Origin of the sequence: Nocardioides sp., from assembly GCF_025964975.1 — a bacterium.
Classification (GTDB): Bacteria; Actinomycetota; Actinomycetes; order Propionibacteriales; family Nocardioidaceae; genus Nocardioides.
The window spans coordinates 1-3,994 of sequence record NZ_JAOPXV010000171.1 but is presented as its reverse complement, the minus strand read 5'-3'; the positions used below and the strand labels follow the sequence as shown (position 1 = coordinate 3,994).

The following is a 3,994-nucleotide window of genomic DNA, read 5'->3' as shown; positions in this document are numbered from 1 at the left end:
GGCGGCGACCGCCGCCGCCTCGCGCCCCAGCTCGGCCAGGCGAGCCGCGTCCGCCGCCACGGTCGTCTCGAGCTCGCGGAGCGGCTCTGCCCGATCCGCACGCCTCGAGCGGCTGCGCAGCTTGGCCAGCGCGTCGTCGTCGTGCTGGGCGAGGACCGCCGCAGCGGCGGCGTGGGCAGCCTGTCGCCCAGCAAGTGACCGACCGGCGGCCAAAGCGCCGGAGGAACGAGCGACGGCCTCGTCGGCCTGCGCGCGAGCGGCAGCAGTCGCCACGACGTCCTGTTCCGCCGCGGCCAGCAGCCCCTCAACCCAGCGGGTCAGGGCGTGGTCGGACGCCTCGAGCGACAGGTCGGCGACGGCCCAGTCGGGAGGCAGGGTTTGACCAGCCGTCTCGCTGAGCCGACTCACCAGCTGCGCGACGTCGCGCCCGTGGGCGGCCGAGGTGCGCTGCAGATCGAGCCGACGCTCCCGCAGCCACTGCTCGATCCGGTCGAACCGGCCGGTGCGGAACACCTGTCTCAGCAGGGCATGACGCTCCTCGGAGCGGGCACGCAGGAACGCCTGGAACCGGCCTTGGGGCAGCATGGCCACCTGGGTGAACTGGGTGAGGTTGAGCCCGACCAGTCCGGTCACCAGGTGCCCGGTCTCGTCGAGACGGGTGGACAGCGGCTGCCACGCCTGGGCGACCCGCTCGCTGACGACGACCGAGGCCTGCTGGGCGGTGACGCCGGTGCCGCGCTTCTTGGGCCGCTCCCACCTCGGCGAGCGCTCGATGCGGAACCGACGACCGGACAGGGTCACCTCGAGACGCACGCGCGGGGCCACGCCCTCCGGGGCCTGGTCGCACCGCAGCCGGCCAGCGGTGCCTCGGTCGCCGGGGACGTCGCCGTACAACGCGAAGCACACGGCGTCGAGGATGCTCGACTTGCCGGCGCCGGTGGGGCCGCTCAGCAGGAACAACCCCGCGTCGGACAGCACGTCGAAGTCGACCTCGCACGTGTCGGCGAAGGGTCCGAAGGCGGTGATCTGCAGTGAGTGCAGACGCATCAGTCGACCCCCACCACAGCGTCCAGGTCGGTGTCGTCACCGCAGGCGTCGCAGGCCGCCAGCAGGAGCGAGGACTCCGCAGGACTGGCCGGCACTCCTCGCAGCTCCCGGACGAAGTCGAGGGCGATGTCGTGGTCGCGACGCCCGGTCGCCCGGGCCTGCGGTGCCGCGGGCAGCCGCGCGCCCGCTGGCGAGAAGGACAGCACCAGGGTGTGCTCGAAACGGCGGCGCAGCCGCTCCATCGCCTGAGGGGGACGGAGCTGGTCGGTCAGGGTCACGTGAAGCCAGTCGTGCTCGTGGACCGCGAGCCGCGGATCGGTGAGGAGCGTCTCGAGGGCGCCGGTGAGTCGCGCCAGCCGCCGCGGCACCGGCGCCTCGACGAACTCGGCGGCGCAGGCACCCGAGCGGTCCAGGTCGACCAGCCAGCTGCCCTTGACGTGGTCGGCCTCACCGAACGAGTAGGCCAGCGGGGAGCCGCTGTAGCGGATGCGCTCGTCGAGGGTATGGGCTCCGTGCAGGTGCCCCAGGGCGACGTAGTCGATGTCGTCGAAGGTGCTCGTGGGCACGCGACTGACGCCGCCGACGCTGATGTCCCGCTCCGACTCCGAGGGGGCTGCGCCGGCGACGAACGCGTGGGCGAGCACCACCGAACGGACGCCCGGACGCGTGTCCAGGTCGGCCCGCACGCGACGCATGGCCTCGGTCAGCACGACCTCGTGCGACCGCACCGGCAGCGACCATGGCTCCATCATCGCGGTGGGGTCGAGGTAGGGCAGGGCGTGGAAGGCGACCTCGCCGTGCTCGTCGCCGAGCAGCACGGGGGTGCCGACCCCCCGGGCGTCGGTGCGGAGGAAGACCCCCGCCGCATCGATCAGCCGGCTGCCGAACCCCAGCCGCTGGGCTGAGTCGTGGTTGCCGCTGCTCACCACCACCGCCGCCCGGGACGAGGCCAGACGCGCGAGCGTCTCGTCCGCCACGCGGACGGCGTCGACCTGCGGGAGCGCCCGGTCGTAGATGTCGCCCGCGACCACGACGACGTCGACCTTCTCACTCGCCACGACGTCGAGCAGGTGATCCATGAACGCACTCTGGTGTCCCAGGAGGCCCTCGCGATGGAAGGACCTTCCCAGGTGCCAGTCAGAGGTGTGCAGGATCCGCATGGGTCGAACCTAGGTTCAACCACCGACAACCCTCAGGAGCCCACGCCGCAGGAGTGCGATCAGGCGTACTGCACGCACCGGGACGCATCGGTGAAGCCGAACAGGGCCACACCCGACTCGGTCGCCAGACGCACCGAGAGGCTGGTCGGTGCGCCCACGGACACCAGCGACCCGATGCCACTCGCCACGGCCTTCTGGACCAGCTCGAAGCCCGCACGGCCGCTCACCACCAGGCACGCAGCGCTCCGGGGCTCGCCGGCCAGGATGCGCGCTCCGATGACTTTGTCGACCGCGTTGTGCCGCCCGACGTCCTCGCGGACGACGAGCAGTCGTCCCTCGACGTCCGCCAGCGCGGCGGCGTGCACCCCGCCCGTCCGCTTGAAGTGGGGTTGCTGCTCCCGGAGTGCGTCGGGGAGGCTTCGCACGACGTCGGGGGAGGGGATCGGACCCGCCCAGGTCTCAGATGCCCGGACGTCCAGCACCGAGGCGACGCTGTCCTTGCCGCAGACCCCACACGCCGAGGAGCCGGACGACAGCGCTGCATGGCGTGGCGCGATGTCGACGGCGCCCGCCACGGTGATGGTCACGACGTTGAACTCCTGCTCGGGATCCAGGTCGGCGTCGGTGCAGTAGGCCACCTGCCTGATGTCGCCCGGCGAGATCAACGACTCGTTGGCCGCGAACCCCGCCGCCAGCTCGAAGTCGTTTCCGGGGGTGCGCATGGTGACCCAGATGCGGCGGGCGGGCAGCCCGTTGCCTGCGAGCCGGATCTCCAGGGGTTCCTCGGTGGCCAGCCGGTCCTCGCGCTTCCGCTCGCCGACGTCCGCATGCTCGGTGACACGCGTGCGTACGGTCGGACCGGGACGACGAGCCCGGGAAGCGGGATCCAGACTGCTCACGGCTTCGAGCGTACGGCGATGCGTCGACGGACCTCGTCGGCCATGATCGCCATCTGCCGTCTCAGCGTGTGGTCGAGGCCCTCGTCGCCCGCCAGCGCCTCGGCGCGGGCCGCCGTCTCGTCGGTCAACGAGGTGAGGGGGAAGAACCAGCAGGCCGCGTCGGCGACCAGCCAGCCGCTGCGATGGGTGGACGTGCCCGGCAGGTCGTCGAAGAACCGGTCGACGTACGGAGCGGTGAGGGATTCCTGACCGGGTCGCCACATGCCCTGACCGGCCGCCTGGAGCTCGTAGTTGGCGACGTCGGCGACGCCCGTGAAATGGTCCCACGCCCACGACTTGGCCTCCGGGGTGGGCAGGGACGCGACGGCCCGGGCGTGGGCGACCGTGGACGTGGCCGTCCGCTCGGCGGCGAGGTGCCGGTCGAGGGATGCGTGGTCCAGCTCGCCCAGGGCTGCGCACCGGGCGAGGATCCGCCACCGCAGCGACAGGTCCAGGGACACGCCATCCGGGACGCCACCGTCCAACCAGGCGCGCAGGTCGGTCGTGGACGCGGCAGTCTCGACGGCCCCCTGAAAGGCGGCGTGCTGGACCGTGCTTCCCGGGTCCGCGCTCACGGCGCGCGCCAGGTAGGCCTCGTGGAGTGCCCTGGCTGCCTGGTGCGGGTCCGCCGCCAGGGGCGCCACCTTGGTGACCAGCCACTCGGTGAGGAGGAGCCTGCTCGGGTCGCTGGCGCGCTCGTTGAAGGAGAGTGGTTCGTCGCTGGGCTCGGTGGGGATCGAGAGGGCCGCCAGCGCAAGCACCTGCTCAGGAGTCGTCGCCGCCACTTCGAACGAGCTCCGGACGTTGTTCCAGAACGAGGCGCGCAGCAGGTCGTCGTCGAGCGTCGAG

At 72.2% G+C, this 3,994-nt stretch carries 4 protein-coding genes; all 4 read right to left on the bottom strand.

Annotated features, from left to right (window positions below):
* Positions 1-1,047, bottom strand: a 1,047-nt coding sequence (locus JWN68_RS13115; RefSeq protein ID WP_297739606.1) for an SMC family ATPase, incomplete at its 3' end; no start/stop codon positions are given.
* Complete coding sequence (locus JWN68_RS13110) at positions 1,047-2,207, bottom strand: exonuclease SbcCD subunit D (protein WP_297739604.1); 1,161 nt, start codon at positions 2,205-2,207, stop codon at positions 1,047-1,049. The genes JWN68_RS13115 and JWN68_RS13110, both read right to left, overlap by 1 nt.
* A gap of 59 nt (positions 2,208-2,266) precedes the next feature.
* Complete coding sequence (locus JWN68_RS13105; protein ID WP_297739602.1) at positions 2,267-3,106, bottom strand: formate dehydrogenase accessory sulfurtransferase FdhD; 840 nt, start codon at positions 3,104-3,106, stop codon at positions 2,267-2,269.
* On the bottom strand, positions 3,103-3,994 hold an 892-nt coding region (locus tag JWN68_RS13100), incomplete at its 5' end, for an ERAP1-like C-terminal domain-containing protein (protein ID WP_297739600.1). The genes JWN68_RS13100 and JWN68_RS13105, both read right to left, overlap by 4 nt.

Coding starts and splice junctions, on each gene's coding strand:
- JWN68_RS13110 (WP_297739604.1), bottom strand. CDS start 2,207: ATGCGGATCCTGCACACCTCTGACTGGCACCTGGGAAGGTCCTTCCAT.